8 protein-coding genes are annotated in these 20741 nt (G+C 37.4%); 5 read left to right on the top strand and 3 right to left on the bottom strand.

Features of this window, described 5'->3' with window-relative positions:
* Positions 1-144: 144 nt before the first annotated feature.
* Complete coding sequence (locus tag A2290_08795; protein ID OGC15151.1) at positions 145-1737, bottom strand: hypothetical protein; 1593 nt, start codon at positions 1735-1737, stop codon at positions 145-147.
* A gap of 282 nt (positions 1738-2019) precedes the next feature.
* On the opposite strand from A2290_08795, the gene A2290_08800 reads away from it, so the two are divergent.
* The 5 genes from A2290_08800 to A2290_08820 all read left to right on the top strand — a co-directional run bounded on the left by A2290_08800 (position 2020) and on the right by A2290_08820 (position 19894).
* Positions 2020-5088 carry a hypothetical protein gene (locus A2290_08800; protein ID OGC15152.1) on the top strand — a complete coding sequence of 1023 codons (3069 nt, stop codon included), beginning with the start codon at positions 2020-2022 and terminating at the stop codon, positions 5086-5088.
* Positions 5088-8579, top strand: coding sequence for a hypothetical protein (locus tag A2290_08805; protein OGC15153.1), 3492 nt, complete (start codon positions 5088-5090; stop codon positions 8577-8579). Before A2290_08800 ends, A2290_08805 begins: the two co-directional genes overlap by 1 nt.
* Positions 8558-12862: a hypothetical protein gene (locus tag A2290_08810; protein ID OGC15154.1), complete on the top strand. Its 4305-nt coding sequence runs from the start codon at positions 8558-8560 to the stop codon at positions 12860-12862. The genes A2290_08805 and A2290_08810 overlap by 22 nt, the downstream gene beginning before the upstream one ends.
* Positions 12863-12875: 13 nt before the next feature.
* Positions 12876-18719 (top strand): hypothetical protein, encoded by a 5844-nt coding sequence (locus tag A2290_08815; protein OGC15155.1) that lies wholly within the window; start codon positions 12876-12878, stop codon positions 18717-18719.
* A 221-nt stretch (positions 18720-18940) separates the two neighbouring features.
* Positions 18941-19894, top strand: coding sequence for a hypothetical protein (locus tag A2290_08820; GenBank protein ID OGC15156.1), 954 nt, complete (start codon positions 18941-18943; stop codon positions 19892-19894).
* A gap of 67 nt (positions 19895-19961) precedes the next feature.
* On the opposite strand, the gene A2290_08825 is transcribed toward A2290_08820, so the two are convergent.
* Complete coding sequence (locus A2290_08825) at positions 19962-20417, bottom strand: hypothetical protein (protein OGC15157.1); 456 nt, start codon at positions 20415-20417, stop codon at positions 19962-19964.
* Positions 20410-20733, bottom strand: a complete 324-nt coding sequence (locus A2290_08830; GenBank protein ID OGC15183.1) for a hypothetical protein — start codon at positions 20731-20733, stop codon at positions 20410-20412. The genes A2290_08825 and A2290_08830 overlap by 8 nt, the downstream gene beginning before the upstream one ends.
* Positions 20734-20741 lie beyond the last annotated feature (8 nt).

Consider the following 20741-nt stretch of genomic DNA (forward strand, 5'->3'; position numbering starts at 1 on the left):
ATGCTTTAAGGCAAAATATAATAGAAAAAGTTTTCTTTTGTCTGAATGTTGGGTGAGGGCTGTTGTCTGTGATACATAAAAGAGAAAGTCAGGAAAGTCTTAAAATTATGCGTGGTTGTTTCCGTACTGAATGCTACAAACTTCTTATCTCATCCCATAATTTACCAGGGTATTGCTCGGTTGTATTCCTATCGACCCTGCTGAAACGGGGATGCCATCTGTCTCATCCTGGATTTCTTCAAAGAAGTTGTGAACATTATCTGGCAGTCTTCTAAAGGCTAAAGATCGTTTGCTGTCATGAACAATTCTTGGGTTTATATTCCATCCTTTTAATGGGGTTATAACCGCGGTAGAACCCCATAAAAAATCTTTAAAACTTGAGGAGTCTAAATTATATGGTATTTGATTATATATCTCTTCTCCGTTTTTGTAACTTCGACATGCGTACGAAGGATCTAAACCGTTTAAACGATCCAGGTTTGTAACTATTATAGAGCCTACTTTCCCTCCTGAAGATTCAATCAAATATATTGCGTGTTTTAATCTTAAAAAATCAAACCACCCTGCCCTGAAAGGGCCGTAAAATGGGTTATCTCCGGTGGGGTTGGAATCAAGCATCTTTCTGTAAATTTCAGGCGTTATTTTTCCTTGTAAATCTTTTTCTGTTATCTCAGGAACAAATGGGGCATAGGCATGCCGCGAATCGTAAGCTCTTGTTACTCCAATGATCTCTATTTGATCAAGTGGGATTCCACTGTAGGTCTCGATTTGATTTGCTTCTGTATTTGTTTTTACTGTGTAAGGATATGGGCCTCTTTCTTTTCCAAGCAGAGGGCTTTGTGATCCTTCAAATATTACAGAGGCCCCTTCATCAAAGGCCCTCTTTATATAGTCTTGTTTTACAATATTTCTGTTTTTGATAAGTTTTTCAACTAAAGGTATAAGTTTCCTGAAAATTGAATCCACATCAAAAGCCTTTTCGTCAAAATGCTCGCGAGCTTGTGGGCAATCTTGCATAAGTGCGTAAGCTTCTTCCTTTTTTCTTTTAGCAATTCTTTTTATCTTGTTTTCTAATTCTTTATATTTCGATGTGTCTGATAACGCGTCGACAACTTCTTTTATTGTTACGTTATCTCCTCTTTCTTTGTCTTCTATAGCATCTCCTGTTCCACGACCTATACTTCCATATTCATCAAGCAAAGAAATTCTTCTATGTGTCTCTTTTATTCTTCCAGATGATACGTTGTATCCGAACACAATCGATGTATCTTCGAAGATTTTAAAATTGTTTTCTAAGTCTTTGAGATTAAAATGTTGTTCTGTTCGGTCTATTTCGTTATAAAGCGCTTCCAGGTTGACAAGTTTTGCTAATACGCCTGTCACGCCGTAAACCAGCATTCCGGCAGGCAACTGGTTTAATACTTTGTCTTTTCCTGATAGTGTATATACTCTGTGGCCTGAAGATGTTGATGAATCACAAAAACGGCAGCATAAAACCGGTTTGTTGTCGGGCCTTAAATCTCTAACTCTTAAACATAAATTATATGTTTGCTGCCCTTTTGATTCATCTCCCCAGCCAATACCTATTATTGCGTGGGCGCTTCTTTCGACTATTATTGTCTTATCTCTGCCTATTAGAGCAACCCTTTGTACGAAAGGGATTCCCGGTATATTGCCACTCATCAGCGCCGGCAAATTTGTATCAGTTATTCTAAATCCTGTATATATTCGCGCCATTTTTTTCTCCTGACTTTTTCCTTTCTGTTCCTTACGCCCAAAGGGCAAGGGGAGCCGAAAGTGAGGGTATGATCTTACTTAAGATTTTCCCAATTATATATCGAAAAAAATAGATTGAAATTTCACCCCGATTATCCTAATCGGGGTTCATCTATTTTTATTGAATTTTTATTGAAATTATATGAAATTCATAGCGATAACTTTATGAAATTTAGACTTAAAATTTTCGATATATATGTAGAGAAAGGAGGCGTCTTATCTCCTTAGAGAGGCGAATATACTATGATTAATTTTATGACGCCAATTAAAACAAGGATTTCATCCCTTTTCGGGATAAACAGGGGACAGTTTTGCGCAGAATTTAAAACTCCAGAGAGTCGCTTAAATCAGCTTATAGCTGGAAATTCCGGACATGAACGAAATCTTCTTGAAGTCATGTACAGACAGGGAATTTACGATGGGGAGGCTAGAACTTTTGCCGGAGTGAAAGAGTCTGATTTTTCTATTAAACTTTCCGGGGCAAAATTGGGGGAGGTTTTTTTAGCATGGGGTTCTGAAGCCTATTTTAACGAATCACAATCTGCTCAAACTATACTTCAATATTTTACAGGGATTGAGCGCAAAAAATCCATTTTTGAAGGGTTCTCAAATCTCCTCTGGAGTTTGGCGCCGCAAAATAGAGGGGAAAGAGCATATGCTCAATTTGCTTTGCGAACAAGCAGGACGCTTAAGGCGCTTTATTATTTGTCGACTGAATATACAAACCATGAAGATGTTGTAGGAACAACAAAAAGACCGCGTGTTGATTTTTATGGCGATGGATCAGGGTCTCCTCGAGAAGTAAAACTCCTTCTTCAAAAAGGGTTTTTATCAGGAAGACTTGATAAAGACTTTTTTACTAATATGGCAGATCAGATGGAGAGCCTTGTTGAAACAGGGATGAGAGAATGTGTCTCTCTTTCAAAAGAGGAGATAACTCTTTATCACGACATTGCACAACTGATTCGTGATATGGCAGGACAAAGAAGAATTATAGATCACTCAGAAATTATATCTCTTATCTCAAGATTTGAAAATCTTCCTAAATTCGAACAATTTTCTGTTTCAAGAAGATACAGGCGTCTGCAAAAAAGATATAACAGGGTTTTAACGGAATTAAAAAATGTTGTCAGTGCAACTGTTGCTGTTTTGGAATCAAAAAAAGCTTCTGAGGAATTTGCTGAAGAAGATTACATAAAAGCGCAGGAGCATCTTTTGAAATTCACAAAACGTTCTATATTGAGCATTAAAGATTTAATGGGGGAGATCAGGCTTAAAGATAAGAATATTGCCCTTGGATTAAGATTAAACGCTGCCTTTTGGATTGCATTTAGTACTTTTGGCTATATATCTTACAGGACTCAAATGATGACCAGTTCATGGTCGACAATAACAGCAACTGTTACTGTTTTTCTTGCAAATCTTTTTTTGATGTTGCCTGAAGTACTTTTAATTGGAATGGGATGCTGGTATCAAGGTTCTGTGTTTACAGGCGCCAAAAAAGTGTTTGTTGAAGGCTGGCAGCCGATGACAAGAGAGAGTTTATCTGATGAGCCTGCTCATAGGCCGTCGTTTGCTTATTTTCTTACTTTAGCGGGAGCTGATCCCTCTGCTGCCGAGCATAATATAAAAGAGCATGCAAAAGCTTGCATGTGCTATGGTGAAAATTCGCAGGTGTTTGTAGCAGCGTTGTCTTCCATGGCGTTTCACTGGCTGGCTGAAACAGGATATGTTAGGGAGGGGACAGAGATTTGCGCTAAATATGCAATGGTAAAAGAGATACTTAATGATGTTCAGGGGCTATCAAACCTTACTCGAAATGATCTTGCGTCGGCAATTGTTTATGAACATGTTCCTGTTGATTCCCTTCATCAGAGGCCTTATGTAATTCAAAGATGTGCCGGTTTTGCAAGAGAACCTCACAGGCTTGCGGAATATAAAATTGGAGGGATAGGAAGATATCTTGCAGCTAGGTTTGCAGAAGAGAATAAAGAGAATCCTGCCGGGCTTTATCAGTTTAGTATGACACATGAGGAGCTTGTCGACTGGCTTATTGGGGTTGACATTGATCCTGTTAAAGCTGATTCTATTGCGGCAGGGATGCTTTGGGATATTAACTCTTTGATGCGATGGTCAACTATTGCCGGCTTTTTTGGGTTGATATTTAGAGGGAACGGTTTAACAGAAGAAGGAAATAGGAGATTAAGCGAGGCTATTCAGAATGAGTTTGGTCTTGCGCCTGATGATGCGGAAGGGGTAATTGCAAAAATTACAAATGCTGCTGAAAATATAAAAGTTTGCGCTGCCGAGGTTACGGGTAGACGAGATCTTACTCCTCATAGTAGAGGTGTAAGACTGAAAAAAAGAAGAGAAGCTTTTAACCTTGTGTATGAAGCGATGGCAGAGTTTGCAAAAAACGCAAGAACTTATAGTATGATGCCGGGGACTTTGGGCAAAAGACTCCATCATATTGTTCAGGATAAGATGTTTTTCCAGAAAGGAGTAAGTTGGCAGCGAATATTAGCGAGGGAACTCCCTCTTGCAGGAACACTTTATGGTTTGTTTAAGCCTACAAAAAAAATTGCAGATGAGATTGCCCGCGGGGTAAATGATCTTTATAAAATTTCAGGGCGCATAGAGGCTGACATAGAAAAAGAATCTGTTGTTTCATATGAAGAAGCTGAAGCGAGCGCGTGGTTCGAAAGAAGAGCCGAAATTTTAGAAGTTGTAACTCAAGTTGGAGCCAGATATGGTTTAACGCTTCAGGAGATTGATGATATTGCAAATGGGATTATTCCCAGCATAGAAAGTTTTTATGGATTTAAAAAAGTTGCGGCTTTTGAACTTGCAAATTTTATGGCTGATAAACTTTCTCAAAATCCAACTGCCTCTTTTGAAGATTTTCTTAAATTTGTTTTTCTCTTTCCCGGAGGAGATAACGCGGGAGGGGTAAATATTGGACTAGCTGTTATTTTAGGTTACGGCGCAATGGATCTTAATATAGATACTTCTTCTTTACTATTCAAAAATATCCAGGCGATTCTGGAAAGCACTGTTGATCCGAAAGAGGAGAGAGATAATCTCATAAAAGCGTTGCAGGTAAACTTTAGAGAGGCTCCGGTTGCCGGAATAACAGGAAGCGTCACTGCCTCTTTGCCTATAGCGACAGAGATTGTTGACAATTACATAAAATATCATGAAGAGACGATCGGAAAGATGAGAAAGGCATTTGATCTTATGAGAGATAATGTTCCGCCGAAAATAAGATTTAGCCTTGATTCTGACCGTGTCGGTGAGGAGGTTTGGATCTAATGATATCTCCTACTTCAAAAACTTGCATAAATTTAGGGGCTGTAAAAAAGGCAGCCACTACTATGGTCAAAAAGATTGGCAAGTATAGAGGGTTTGGCGCTAAGTCTAACCTTATTGCCTGCGGATATAAAGGCGGAACTGCTGCCGAGTTTGTTAGAGTCTGTTCTTTTGATGTTATAAGAAGTATGGTTCTTGAAAGAACTTTTGATATAAGAGATATTCCTCAGGAACTTATTACTGAAATCGCAAGCGAAATTTCATACGAAAAAGGGGAGTTGCCGGAAGAGATATCCCCTAAACGTTGTGATCCAAGGCATGTAGCAAGTATCATAACTAAAAAAGTTGTTGAAGGAAAAACAGCATCAAAAATAGCGGAAGACCTTTTTAATTACTGGGATATTGAAACCCCTTCTAAAAAGCTAAGAAAACATCTTTATAAAGTTGTAGAAGATGTAGAGTTTAGGGTTGCGATGGATGAAGTTGTGAAAAAGCTGGCGGAAGATGGCGAAAAATGTGATGTCTTTGCTCTGGCTGCAAGCTTTAAAAGGCTTACCTATAAGCAGCGAAAGGCAATTGCCTTTCATACCGATCTTATTATGGGGCATATCAAAAAGGGATTAATCGTTGCAAAGAAAGATGATACAGGCACTCCTGTTGTAGTCCTTTCTGATATGGCAAAAAGAGATTGGGTCAAAGAGAATACATTTTTGGAGCATTATACAAAAAGTTTAAAAGGTTATTATAAAGACGGAAAATATTTGGGATACATTTTTAGTGATAAAGAAGAAGAGTTTCCTGTAGATCTTTTGGAAGAGATTAAAGATAAATTCGTATATTGGTACAAAATGCAGGGGGGAGAAGAAAAATCTCCTCAGGCATTTGTAAAACTTGTTTTGCGGCGCACGAAAGAAGGAAAATCTTCAAGCGCTATAGCAAAAGAGATTGTAGAGACGTGGGAGATTGAAGATAACGATAGCCAGACTTTAAAAGTGGCTCAAGGGCTTGTTGACGCGATAAGAAGACGTTCCTCTCTTGGCCTGTTTTTCCGTATTGCATCCTCTGCAGGAGAAGGGCTTAATGAATCTGTCGTTGCAAAAATAGGAGGGGTGGATCAGAAGTTATATAATATAGTTGAAGGGCATATTAGCTCTCTTCAAGGGTTTTCGGATCAGGAAAAAACTGAAATAAAGGCTGTTGCTCTGGATATAAGGGGGATGTGGGAGGAGCTTGAGTATAAAGCATCAGCAGGGATCCTTGATATACACCGCAATGGAGATGGAATAAAATTTTATTTAGGAGAGTGTTTACTTCCGGGTGAGAGGGAAAAGGTTTTAGCTGATGTTCGATATTTTCAGCATTTAGTTATTACGAAAGAGCCTCGTACAGCTTCTCAATTTGCTGAATGGATAATAGCATGGGAAGATATTGCTGATTTTACAATACGAAAAGAGAATATGGGACAGGGGGATGTTAAACGATGCGGGTTGGCTACAGAGTTTAGAAAATTTGCGCCTGAAATTGAGAGGGCGTTTAAGGCTGTTAGCCTAGATATTGAAAAGTTTAGAGATGAAACATTGGCAAAGGGAGTTCCTGTTAAACGGGCTATTGAAATTGTCGCAAAGCGAGCTGATGAGTTAATAAAGACAGAGCTTGATAAACAGCTTAAGCCGTCAAATAGGCTTAGAAATTATCTTGAGCTTCCCCTTCCTGACGTTTTAGCTGATATTGTTGAAGTAAATGATGTCGATTACGATCCTAGCATAGAATCTTCAAAAAGGAAGGCGGAGCTTTTAGATCAACATACAGGGCTTGCAATGGTTGGGGACAGGCAGTTTGGTGGAGGGGAGGAGCGAAGCGCGGTTGCAGATGCGTTTCAAGGGCAGGGGACACCATATTTTAGCTGGGTTTTGGGGGATGCTTCTGCACGGAAAAAGCATGGGGTTGTTGCTTCTTATGGATCTTGTGTTGCTTACTCTCTTGCGGCTTATAGAAGAGAGGCTACAAAATATCTTCAATCTGTCCCTTATAAAGAGAATAAGCAACCTTTTGCAAGCTTATATGATAAATGGGGCAAGGGAATTACTGATGCTGTGCTATATGATACAGAAGGGAACTATGCCAATAGTGCTGGACAGGTTGCCAGAGGGCTAGTTATTGCCGGCCGTCTTCCCGTAAGGCTCTCTTTTGGTTCACTTGCTGGTGCAGTAGATGTTGGATTGGCTTTCTCAAGTGTTCAAGTTACAGACTTGTTTCATTCTTTGGCTTTAAATGGATATATTCCAAAGAGGTTTATAAAAGATGTAGATAAAGATGTTTTGATCTCCGGCTTGAAAAATATAGAGGGTCCGGATGTTCAGGATTCAGAAGAAGAGTCAGAGGATATTGCAGGGACACGCAAACCTCTTGAAGCTCTTCCTTTTCCATCTCAGCAGAGGATCTTTTTTCCTGCCTATGCATTTTATGAAAAATTCGAAATGACTCGTTGCAGTTGGCCAAAAGGGAACGCAAGAGAATTAATGGATATAATGGCATTAAAAGCTCTTAAACCTGTTTACTGGGCTGGATGGAGCATTGCAAAACGCTTTAACTTCAGATTTGCCATTGGAGGATTAAATCCTCTGTTTAACAACCTCTTTATCCCTGGAATAGGGCCTATTGGAGCTCACTCTGAGAGTTTGGTTGGAGCGTATGTAACCGTCTTTTTAAGATGGCTTAGAGGGAATTTAAGAATTGCGGGGAAAGTTTTTAATACTCAAATGAACTTTTTTAGAGGGCTACAGTTTAAATCTTTGATAGTTCATTGGCTAACATATGTTGCAAAAACCTGTTTGATGGTCATGCCGATATTGTACATACATCTTGACATCCCTTCTGTAATTATTAAAATGGATCCGAAACATTTTGCGACTTTTGGTTTGTTAGTTGCGTCAAATACATTGGGGCTTACAGCCGCTTATTTAATTAGCATGTGGGCGGTTTCCTCATTTAATAAAGGCAATAGAGGAGAAACAGGAAAGGGGCTGGCTCTCGATTATGTAGGTTTGGGGAAAGCGACAAAATCTGCTTATGAAGGAATTGTTTTAAGAGTATCGAGGGCTTTTAAAATATCTTCTAAAGGGGGAGAGGCTGTTGACCGGCTTCCTTTAAGAGATATGCCGCTTGAAATTCTTCTTTTTTCTTTAAACTTCTTGGCTCTTTATTCGTCAATGCATTATTTCTTTGTAAATAATGGCGATCCTTCAATGTTTGGCGCGACTATATGGTCGACCATAAACCTAGGCTTTTTAGGATATGGTTTGAGAAAATTTAATTTTGGAGTTTATAACGAAGCTCCATGGGCTGGGGATGTTAAAGCTTTATGGGATTCTATAAGAGGCCCAAGAATAAGAGCCTCGGTTCCAACGGGATATATTTATGATTCACTTAAAGATGAGGGGAGCAGAGAGGAAAGGATCGATGGAGATGAGGGATGGGAAAGGGAGATGTCATAAAAATGAGTTTTAGTAGATTTTTAAATCAAATAGATTTAGTAAGAAGAGTTAAGGGGATGCCTGTTTATACCCCTCCTACTTCTGTTTCTACAGGACCAACAAGAAGGAGCATTTTAAAGGCGGCAGGAATAGGTCTTGTTTTGACGGCGGCCGGAACTCCTTTTGTACCTTTTGTATTAGAAGAGTGTCAGGAACCCATTGAAGTAATAAGAACTTCTTCTTTTAACTCTATAGATAAAAACTTATTAATTGATGGTTGGTTTCGAGCGTATGAAACTCCTTTAAATTCTGAGGCTGGTTCACCTCTTTTTATCGTAGATCGTGAAAAAGATGTTGTCCCGTCTGAAAGTATGCACTGGGGGCTTGAAGCTGCCAGAATACGTCAGGATCAGGAAAAATTTGACCGATTTTTAAGCGGTATTTTTGAAATGATGGAGAGAGGATTGCCTGCTTGGCAGGGATATATTGAGAATGGCAGATTTAATATTGCGAACTATGCTTCGGCTATGGATGCTGATGTTGGAATTGCAACCGAGCTTATAAAAGCCAGTGAACTTTGGGGATCTGAGGGAAGATTTAATTATGCCAAAATATCCAAGCAGTTTATAGATATGATTTGGAATACTTATGTAAATACTAATGGGGTGTGCGCGACTCTTGCTCCTACTCCATATGATAAATCTACTAATGGTAGTTTTGTAAGAAATATAAGTTATGTTTCAATTGCTATGCTTGAGATGATTAAGGGGTTTGATGGCGACCATGATTGGGCGCTTGTAATAGAATGTGAACAGAAGATTCGTGAAGAGGTTCTTGCCGCAACGAGTTATAAAGCGGGAAAAGATGAGACAGGAAAAGAGCTGACAACCGCGGACAATTTTTCTGATGGTCAATGGGAAAGGTATACGCATATACCTGATTTAATCGAAATTGTTCCAACAGTTTTTAATAAAGATGGTGAGCTTGTTAATAGATACGCTTTTTACACTCCGTCTGATGGAAGAAGCTTCCGGTTTGGGCGTGACGCGCTTAGAACTATTGTTCAAATAGCAATAGATGCCAGCTATTGCAGTGACCCTGTTTATAGAAAAAGAAATGTTGATTTAGCAAAAAGAATGTTGAAGGCTCTCTTCCCTAATCCTACTGATGAAAACGCAGTTAAGGGGATCGTTGATTCTATTGTATTTCATGGATATGATGGTTCTCCTGATGATTATAAAAATGGGGGAGATGAAAAAAGAAGAGCAGATCAGGATGTTCTCTATGCGGCTTATGCGTCACTTGCTTATGCTGCAGGGTTTGATGATTTACATGCTATTCTCGCAAAACCTGCTGTTGCAAGATTAAATAAATCTCTCAAAAGTGGTTTTACCAGATTTTATTATCAAGAGAGCAGTATTTTAAGATCTGTTTGCATGGCTTGCGAGTCATTTTGGGTAAACCCTGCTTCTGTTTATGTTGAAGGAGAAAGTAAAGATATACAGTCTCTTCATATACATCGACCATTTATCCTTCATCATCTGCAAAATTTTCCTTTTTATAAGGGACCATTTAAAACGTGGTGGTCAAGGACTCCAGCAGAAAGGGCAATTTCTGATCTTATGGTTCTTGTTGACAGTACAAAACACAATCTGACGTGGTATCAAAGGCCTTTTGTTTCTACAAAACTCTTATCTGCTGATGTGCATGAATTGCAAAGACTTATTGATTTGGGGGGGAAATTAAAAGCTGTTCGTTTGATGGAAGGGGCATGGTTTAGATATGGAGAGGCATTAGAAAAGTCAGAACCTTGGAAGAATCCACTTGAAGTTTCGGCAGCTCTTTCAGGGTTGCAGGGGACTTTTAAAGATGGAGTTTTTTCTCCTTTTACGAGTGTTAGAATTGTTGCCAGAACCAGACGTTTGGCGGAAGCAAGGTGGGGAAGAGAGAACAGAAATCCTTTTATTGAGATAGGATTAGCTCAGGCATTTATTGATGTAAATAGAGATGAGTTTGTTAGGGATGGGTTGGAATTAGTAGATAGGTTATTAAGTGATAGAGAAGCATACGGAGAAAAAGACAGCAGAAAGGGGAAAAAAGAAGTACTTATAAGGGCCTCAATGGTTTATGCTGAAGGATATCTTAAAGAAGCGGAATATGCCTGGAGAAACAACAGAGATTTGGCAGTTGTTGATGAACGCAGAAAAAAGAGTGAAGAATATTTGGCGAAAGCATTTGAAGAAGCAACCTCTCAGTTGAAAGAGCTTGAAACAACTTATAGTGGTTTAACTTTATTGCGTGATGGAACTGTTGACCAGAGAGAACCTATAGGCGAAGAATTTGAAAAGTTTGAAGGTTTTATCTCCTCTGTTTCTTTGCAACAGGCAGACCTTTCATATAGAATCGCGGAGTTGGAAGGCAGGGATTATGACAAAAGAATTGAAGACTATAAGAAAACGATCAGTTTTTGTTTTGATGTATTAAATTCTAAAGGATTAAATCCCGACTCTGCTCTTTCTTCTGTCTCTAAAATTATAAATGCTTATAATCGAATGGCTGTGCTTTCTAGAGATGAAGCAGAAGCGGCGGCGGACGAGAATAAATATCTTGGTTTGGCTGAAAAATATTTTAATGAAGCGAAAATAGTTGTAGATATTGCTATTCCCGTTCTTGTGGATAGAAGGAGATTAAATGATCCTGATGGAGTCTTGAGAGGGATTAAAACTATTCTTGAAGGAAAACCTGACGCATCATTTTTGGATATAGCAACCAGCGCTTTTTTTGAAAATGCAGAGAAGGTATTTATTAGAGAGCAATTATCTCAATTAAAGTTTAGAGTTTCAAGACTTGCTGTTTTAAACGAAATGACGGGAAATGATAAGCAGAAATTGCAGCAAATGGCGGAAGATGTTGATGAGATTATTCTTGCTTCCCCCTTTATGAGGGTTCGTTCGCATGTTGAAAGGATTTTAACTTTTTTAAATAGTGGGGATTACTTTCAAGCTCGGTTAGATTGCAGTATTATTGAGAGGGCAGTCAAAACTGTTTCTAACGCTGTTAATACTCCTTCTGATATAGATAAAGATTTGATCGATTTTTCTTCGATTGCGAAATTTAGAACGTTAAGTTTTATGTCAAGAAATATTTTAGCTTTGGCAAGTGCAAGGTTAGAGCAAAAAGATGCGATTATAAGAGATATAAAAGGAAACCTTGAGCATCTTTATCGGGACGAAATAGAAAAAGAAAAAGATTTGACAGTTGATGAAAAAGAATCTAAATTAAAAAAAATAACTGAAGTTGAAGTAAAAAAAATAATTGAAGCTGTTAATATATTATATCCTCAAGATGGAAGTTTAGTGAGGGATACTAACGTTTTAAATAGAGAGAGAAGGAAAATAGGGAAAATCTTTGAATCTTGTGTTGTTATTGTTGATGACTCTACTCAAAAATGGTTTTTTTGGGAAGCTTTTAAAAGATTAGATAGCGGTGAATATTTAGCTGCCTCTCAAATATTTGAAAGAGGGGTTGAATATAATGCCATGCTGACGGGATACAAAAAAGAGCTTATTGAGGGAAAGAAGGAAAGAGTAGAAGAGGAATTGACTCTTTTAGCAAAAGTTAAAAATATTAGGGAGACAATTAAAGCAGGAAGAATTAGAGGCGGGGATCCTGTAGTAATTGCAGCTTCTTTGTATGAAGAGATACTTGACACTTTTGCGGATCAGAAAAATCCATATACTTCTGATTGGTTTAAAGAGATAGTGGGCGCATATGAGATAGTAGCTTGGGCTATGTTTAATTCAGGAGATATAGCGGGAAGGGAAGGATCTCTTACTATGATGAAAGAATTACTTAATGAGGATCATGCAGATAATCCGATTCATGGAAATAAACCCCAAGTTCCTAATTGGGGTAAAATTGCTCAAGATTTAATGACTTTAATAAGAGATAAAGAAATTAGGGGTTCTATTAATCAGGTGTTGACAGAGCAGCCGTACGTGAGAATTCAAATTTTAGAAACAATTGGAGACATTTGTTCATCCAGAAGCATAGAGGGATATGAAAAAGTAGCAATTGAGTATTACGGAAAGGCCATGGGACTTTATGGCGTGACCTGGGAGAATTTGGATGCTTCTATTTTTTATGCTGAAGCAGAATCGATTGTTGATTTTAAAGATAATAATATGCGAAAGAGACTTAGAGATATAAAAAACAACAGGCCTAGTGAAATGGAAAGATTAAGAAGACTTTTGTATACAAGACATGGAATAGGAAATGGAGAAGAAATCCTTAAAAGCTTATAGGAGGTAAGGAGCAATGGTTGAAGTTGTTAAACCGTTAACAGGAATGCAATGCAAAGAGGCTGGTCTTCTTTCAAAGGAACAAGCTGAGACACAAGAAGACTTAGACTTTCTTTACAGATATGGTGGGAGTAGTGAAGTTACCCCTGAACAACAAAGAAGTAGTTATTTAGGCAACATAAACAGAGTCTTGTGTTTTTTGGATTCTGAAGTTGATAATAATCCCAAATTTAGAGTTGCCGCTATAAGATCTATTATAAGGTTGATGGAGTTATTAATTGATGAAGGACTTAAACTTCAAAAGAGTGATGATCCTAAGGATATTAAAAGAGCTAGAGAGAAGTATGAAGAAGCATTAGACATAATAAATGCGCTCGAGGGAAACCCTGTTGCTAGAAGTAATAGTGTGACAGAGGCTGCAATCCGATTAAAAAAAGCAATAGAGACTAATCAAGAAGATTTTTATAAGATTATTCAAGGTGGAAAATTAAAATATTCTCTCGGGAATTATCAATTTAAAAAAGGGGAAATATACAAGGGGTTGGGAAATTATACACAAGCGCTTACGTGGTATGCATTATGTAAGGACAGTAAAATAGAATCTTGGGAAAGGTTTGACTATACATTATATGCAAAGATGTCATATCTGGAGGTTTTGGCTCAAACCAGAAAAGAAGGAAATACAACTATAAAACCTAATCCCGAAGAGATTCTTAGCTCCGCCAAATCTTTAAAAGAAGAGATAGATAAACTAAATTCTACAAAGGGAATTGTAGGTATAGATCCTTCTGTTTTTGAGCGAAAGAAAGAGGAATTGTTAAGACGCCCTCTTGAAGCATATATAACAGCTCTTATTGAGGCAGGAGAATATGATAAAGCGCAAGAAATTATTGATGCCATACAAAAGGGGGATACATCTGGGCTCGGAGATGTCCAAACTTTGGTTACTCCTGGAGCTACGGTTTCTGACACGAATTTTGCAAATGTTAAACTTTGGAATCTAGTTAATTTTAGTCCTTTAAAAACTGCAAATGATGTGGAGGATTTGTTAAAGAAAGTAGGAGATGTAAAAGATGCAGAAGAACGTCAAAAGATGCAAAATGCATTAATCAGGCGTTTTTGGAAAGAGAAATGGGTTGCAAAAGAAAACTGGGAAAACGGCAAAAATCCTGATGATACTATTTTTAATGATACAAAAAGGTGGGCGGATAGTTGTAAGCTTACAACGCTTAAAGGGGAGGTGGCTTGGGATCTACTAATCAGAGCGGCAACAATTTCTGATGTAAAAGACAAAAAGGCAGGTTGGGAGGGACGTGTTATAACTTTAGTCAACAGAGCTCTTGACTTGAAAGATAATGTTCAAAATAATAACAAAGCTAATTTTATGGGAAAGATTGTTTTACTGCTTGGAAACGCGGACGATTTACAGAGAGCTCTTGCGATCGCAGTAGAGTGGAATTTATTTAAAGATGTTGTAGTCTTTCTGAAAGCTAAGATGAATAAGATTGCAAAAACAAAAGGGAAACAAGATCCTGAATATATAAAAAATCAGAATGCTTTGATAGCGTTGCTTAAAATTTTAATTTCCGGTTATAAAAACATTAAAGATAATCCTGAATGGTTAGTATATATAGAAGATTTGAAGGGGGTTGTTTTTAATGGAGATGAAAAAGCAGATGAGAAACTAAATAAAATTTCTATCTCTAATTCTATATTAGATGATAATCTTTGGCTTGCGGCGGAACTTAGGGCTACTGGGGAAAAAAGAGCTCAGACATTAGCAGATAGAGAATATGTAATTTGTGAGAGGCAAACCCGAGAAGATATTGCAGGCCAAGATGCAAGAAGAAATATTCTTAATGAAAGCGCTTATAATCTTGCTCGTGCTTTAGAGGGAAAGGGGACTTTAGGGGATAATTTGGGGAATTTGCGTGAAGCAGGCTATATATTACAGGAACTTCTTTCTGATGCGCTTCCTCCTTCACTAAAAATATTTTCAAAATCTTCAACTTCTATAACAAGTGCAATTCGTGTTTTTACTCTTGAAGTTCTTAAAGGAGAGACAGAGGAAGACGCTCTTGAAAGATTAAATAAAATTAAAATAGAGGCATTGGGTCTCTTTATGCAAATTTTTGTAAAAGAGATATCCGCGTATCCAAAGGGCGAAAAAGCTGAAAAAATTCGATTGGCTTTGATTGCTTATAATCAAATAAAAGAAAATCCCAACTTGAAAAATGCTTTGGGTGTTGGGACAGAAGCACAAATATTTATATTGGCCGGAAAACCTGCTGAGGCTGCCGCCCTTATTTACGACGATTTGAAGAGCAACGGCTCTTCTTTTGATATCGAAGATCTCTCAAGAAGATCAAGTTTACTCAGCTGGGCGTATGAGGAGGAGGGGCGGAGATTAGAAAAAGATGGGAATTTTAAAGATGCGGCTATATGGTTTATGAAATCCGCCCGTTTAAATGCGATACTTCTTACAAAAGAGGTTAATAGTTTAGAGGGTTATTCTTCTAATAGAAGATTTGACTCTCTATTTAGGAAAGTAGATCAGAAAAAAGAGCCTCATTTATATCTTTTCTATAAAAATAAAGCGCTGTTTGCGGAAAATTATCCTGAGGAGTTTTCAACAAAAGCTGTCCTCTATAAAGTTGGTGAAGCGTGTAATTTTGCTTCTGAACTTGGGCTTGCAATCCCTGCTTATAGATTAGCTTTAATGATTGCAGGAGAAGATACCCCTTTCGGGAAGAAAATAGAGCTTAGGATTATAAGCGCGTATGCGAAGAAGACAGAGAGTCTGTTAAAAGAGGCTGATGATTTTATTCTTGCAGGTCAAAGAGATGCGGCTATAAATATCTATCAGCAGATATTGAGCTTAAAAATAAATGGAGATGTTATAACTTCTCAAAAACTTATAGATAAATTAAATTATGTTAAGACTTTGGATAATGCGATGGATAGAAAGGATATTACCCAGGAGTTGTTATCTTTAGCATGGCTTGCTATCAACATGGGAAAGGCTTGTGATGCTTTAAAGCAGAAGGAAGCGGCGCTCTCTTTTTATAAAATCGCAATCGATGCTGATGATGTCATCCTTACAGACATAGGATTATTAGCTTCTTTATCTGACGTTGATTATGCTCCTTCTAAAGAGGAAATCATTCTGTCAAAAGGGGGACTATATCAATCTATCGGTTCTTTTGATGAGGCTATTACTGCTTTTGATGAAGCAATAGAAGTTGCCGAAAAAACTGATTCTTATAATTCTAGACTTGTTTTGACAAAGGCCAATCTTGGAAAAGGAGAGGTCCTTTTGGCACAATCTAAAAAGGCTGAAAAATCTTCTGACAGAAAGAGAGAGATCGATGCTGCATTTTATTGTATAAATTATGCTTTTGCCATATTGAAAGATATTGAACCCCGATTAGGCAATCGGGGTGAATTGCCATCTGGTGGGGATTTAAGAGTTTTAAACAGGCAGAAAGAACAATTAGTAAGCGATCTCTTCTGGGCTTTAAATGCTTATGCCGACTGGCAGAAGACTGACGATCCGCGTTTGAGAGATAAGCTTGTCCCTGCGGAGGCTGCTCTTTTAACTTTGATGAAAAGGATGGATGGAGGAGATATTTCAGTGTCATCTTGGCCGGAAATAGTAAATTGGGCTAAAAATTTTGGATATTTAAATATAGAAGAAGTTTCCGGTTTTATTTCGGTAAATAGCGATGCGTTTAAATCTTATTTAAAGAGTGGGAGTTTTAGGTTTAGCTATGTATCTGCCCTTGCGAGCTCAAAATTGTTTAAAGAGGCGTTGGATCAGTATGCCCTTGCGAAAAAGATGAGTGCGATTGACGGAGGACATGAAGCTAGATCTATCGGAGCTACCATCACAGTTGGGGATGTATTATGTTTTGAGGGAGGATTTTTTAAAGATGCTAAACCTTTTTATGATCAGGCTCTTTTGCTTGTTGCAAGAGAGCTGGTTGAGAAATATAACAACAGCAATAAAGGAGCATTCTCTTTAGATTTGCCTGAAAACCTAGAAGATGTGGCAAATTTGTTGAAAAACAGAGTTTTACAGGATTTCTTGTGGAAGGAAGAAAACGCCGATTTACTTAAGAGCTATTTGAGTGTTTGTAGCGGAAGAGGAAAAATATATGTTGAATCAGGGAGGCTTAAAGAAGCTGTTTTTGAGTATAACAATGCCCTTGCTTTGTTTGATGAAAGAGATTTTTCAACGATAGAAAAAGAGCTTGTTTCAATATATGTTTCATCTTTAATGAGTTTGGCAGGGATTTATGTTTATGAAACTAAAGGTCTTCTTATGAGAAAAAACCTTAAAAAAGCTATTGATTTATATGAGAAGGCTTATGTTTGTACGGAGCAATATTTAAAAGAAGAAATTGATGAGCCTTCTTTAAAAGCCTCTTCCCGTCTTGGAAGTGGCGATGCTCAAAGGCTTATAAATTTTGATTTTGTAAAAGCAGAAAATTTGTATCTTGAAGGGATTAATCTTTTAAAGCCTTTGTATGAGCGCGGTGAACTTGAATATAATGATAAAAAAACATTATCTCAACTCTATTTTGGATATGGAATGGCTTTATCAAAACAGAGAGGGAAAGGTGATGATCCCCGATTTCCTAATCGGGGTGAAGCTGCATATTATTTGCGACTTGCAAAGATAGTCCTTGAAAACGCTTCATCAAAACCTTATGACAAGGATCACTTTGTTATTTCAGAGCGCCTTGGAAAAGGGGACGGGGATATTGAGAAAAATAGAGAGGGCCTTTTAAGTTCTGCATCCGCGACTACTTATGTTAAGCAGAGTGGATATCAGGAAAACATGGAAGGATACAGACCAGGCGGAAGATTGGAGTTTGTATACAAAAGACCCAGACTTAATATTGATGCCAGTATCGATTTTGCGCCCCCTATAACATCTCTTTTTGATGTTGTAGGGCCCTATGATGAAAAAGTTCCCCGTTTAACCTCTGGATATTTTAAAAATTTTCATGTCGGAATAAATTATGAAAATAATATGGTTAAAGGAGTTCCTGCTTTAAATCTTAGAGGGTCTATTTTAGGTGATATTCAGGTTTTACCAGGCAGAATTTACGGATATACCTGGTCGGAGAATTATGGAGCTTATGTTGATCCTGTGGCGCAAGACCAAAAGTTCCATTCGTTAAAACTTGGGCTTATCTTTGGCTTTGATTATAAAAAAGATATTTCTGAATCACTTCTTTTTATGGGAGGGTTGGACGCTGAGGGATATTTGGGGTGGTTTAATAAATCTCCTTATTATTTGTCAGCTGTGCAGACATTTGGGGAATTTGCAAAAGATAAAGTCTCTTATAACGGAGAAAATTTGTCTGTGGATGAGGCTTTAAGTGCGATAGATAGGGCTGTTACTCCTAAAATACAAGACAGAATATCCGGCAAGGTTGAACCTCATATTCAACTTTTGTACAGTGGGAAATTAACGGACAGCATTTATCTTGACACCTCTATAAGATTTGGAGGCGGTGTCGGATTAAAAAGCGATCCTGTTTATCCATTAATGGATATAGGTTTTGAAAATGATGAGGGTCTTGGCGTTACGAAATTACTGATAGGAGATACCCGTGACATGAGACTTTTTTACGGGTCTTTAGGCATAAGTCTTAATCCTAGATTTGGAAGTGATTATAAATTAAGTTTCCCTTTTTCAGTCAATGTCGACGTAGGCAACATATTTAATTTAAATAGCTCTTTAGGCTTGCGAAGAGGAAATCTTGAAGTTGACCTGCAGTTGAATCGTTATAAAGACAAAGATGTTCAAGATAATACTTTTGGGATAAATTTTACTTCTTCTTTTTAACCCCGAGTATGATAATCAGAGTTGATTCACCGTGAATAATCGGGGGACTGTTGCATAATGGTCATTCCCGTGCCGTGCCTGCGGCAGGCAGAAAAGAGGGAAGCAATGTGCAAGTTTTTCATTTCTGATTACGATAAAATTTACAGCTTCTGGTGCAACATTGATGATATATCAGAAGCAAAAAGAGGTAGTAGAAACTACCCTTGAGAGGAGAGATTTATATGTTTGATAAATTTGGTTTTTTCTCTCCGGATGCTGTAAGTCTTGCGACTTCAAAAAAGACCCCTCAAAAAAATTCAGATTCTAAGCTCTCTTTTATTGACTCCTTGAAAAATATAGCCGCATCAAAACAAAAAAGTGTAGATCATCCTTCTTTTTATTCCGACCAGAAAGATGTCAAACTAGAAGTTCCTAATTTACTTCAAGGACATAATCAATGCGGACCTACTTCACTTGCTATGATTTTAAATTATTACGGGAAGGATGTTTCAAATTATAAAAATATGTTTATAGGCGAAGATACTGTCGGGCATGGTCCCTATGCCTTGAGAAATAGAGCCTTAGAGCGTGGGATGAAGGTTTACGGCCATAATAACGCGTCAATAGAAGATCTTGTTAAAATGGTTGATATTGGCATCCCTCCTCTTGTTCTTGGTATTTATGGCGGCAAGCAGGTAGAGGGAGGGCCTTCTTTGGATAATTTTATAAAAAATTGTAATAATGCTCATTGGATGGTTGTTACAGGTTATAAAAAAGATGAAAATGGCAAAGTGACGCATATTTACTTTAACAATCCTAATAAAAGTGAACCACAATGTTGGGAAGCGCAAAAATTTATTGATGAATTTTGGGATAAAAATATTATTCCTGGGGGACAACGTTTTTACATGGCTTTCGCACCCAAAAATGATTTTAGAAGTTCCGTATTAGATAAGAGTTTTCCAAGAGGAGATAAGTATTCGAGCGCTTTTGACAGAATTTTAAAAGCAATTAATAAAATGGAAAAAACTTTTTATGCCGCTGAAACTGTGTATGATAAAGTATTTGATGAAGAGACTCAGGAAAAAATAGAAGAAACTGTTAAGAATACTATTGATAAAGCAAAGCAGGCTAAAGAAAAAGTTCAGGAAAAAACGGCAAAGGTCAAAGATAAGATAAAAAACTTGTTTTCTTGATTATTCATACTTGGGAAAATTTTCAACACTTTGCTAGAATTCTGTTCGTCTATGAACCCCGATTATCCTAATCGGGGTGAATAATCGGGGTTAAAAGAGAATTTTTAATATCCGAATTTATTTTTTTAAGTAGAGTTTTAACTGTGTTTTGATGATCTTTTAAAAATAGACTTATCTTTTCCCATTTTATATCTAAATATTCATGAGCCAAAATGTTCCTTAATTTTGCGATTTGAACTAAATTATTAATTTCTTCGTTCGAGAGAGAAAGAACCTCTCCTCCTTTTTTCATGATATCTGCATAACTGTCTGGCATTTCCAGCCTTTTTTCACTGATAGCTATTTTAATGGCATCTATTGTGGCATTAGCTATGTTTTCTATTATTTTTTCAACCAACCTGCGTGAATTTTTATCATTTAAATATGTCTTATAATCAAGACTGCAAAAAGATTGAAGATCCGCAATTTCATTTTCAGCAAAATCGGTGATTGCTATTAATCTGTGCCTCGCGCTTTCATGCATATTTTAACCCCTTTTTAATCATCCACATCTCCTTTAAATCTTCTTGGAAATCCAAGGCGTCAAAAGAGACATTAAGCATATATTTTAAATATAAATCCCAATCTTTTATTACCAAAGATTTCCCCCTTATAGCCTGCCATCCAATCATCTCTTTTGCATTGTTTAAGGTCAGTAATTCGACATCTTTTTTTGAAATATCTTGAAGTTTATCCCAGACATTGTCAACATCTTTGGATGAAAATCCTTCTTTGAAATATGCGCCTATATCAAGATCTGAATCCTTCAAATTTGTCCCATTGGCATAAGATCCGTACATGAATGCAA

This window comes from candidate division WOR-1 bacterium RIFOXYB2_FULL_36_35, assembly GCA_001771505.1.
Classification (GTDB): Bacteria; Margulisbacteria; WOR-1; order XYC2-FULL-46-14; family XYC2-FULL-37-10; genus XYB2-FULL-36-35.